The following is a 373-nucleotide window of genomic DNA, read 5'->3' on the forward strand; positions in this document are numbered from 1 at the left end:
CCCCCGCCGTCACCGAAGAGCATTCCGCCGCGGCCGGCATCGCCACCGCTTCCGCCGAGGCCCCCGTTGGTCGCGCCGTCGCCACCCGCTCCGCCGGCGCCGCCGGCGCCGCCGTTGCCGAAGAGGAAGGTGGTTCCGCCGGCCCCGCCGGCGCCGCCCAGTCCTGGCACTTGCCCGGCTGCGCCCGTCCCGCCAACGCCGCCGGAGCCGCCGTTGCCGTACAGCACGCCGCCCCATCCACCTACGCCGCCGGTGCCACCGTGGCCGCCGGCGGAGCCGGCACCGCCCATTCCGCCGGCACCACCGTTGCCGAACAGCCCGCAACCGCCGCCCGTACCGCCGTAACCGCCCGAGACGGTCGCACTCCCGACTC

1 protein-coding gene is annotated in these 373 nt (G+C 78.3%); it reads right to left on the bottom strand.

The features are described 5' to 3' along the window. On the bottom strand, window positions 1-373 hold a 373-nt coding region (locus AO501_RS38345; RefSeq protein WP_197419909.1), incomplete at both ends, for a hypothetical protein.

The sequence above is a fragment of the Mycobacterium gordonae genome (assembly GCF_001417955.2).
GTDB lineage: Bacteria > Actinomycetota > Actinomycetes > Mycobacteriales > Mycobacteriaceae > Mycobacterium > Mycobacterium gordonae_B.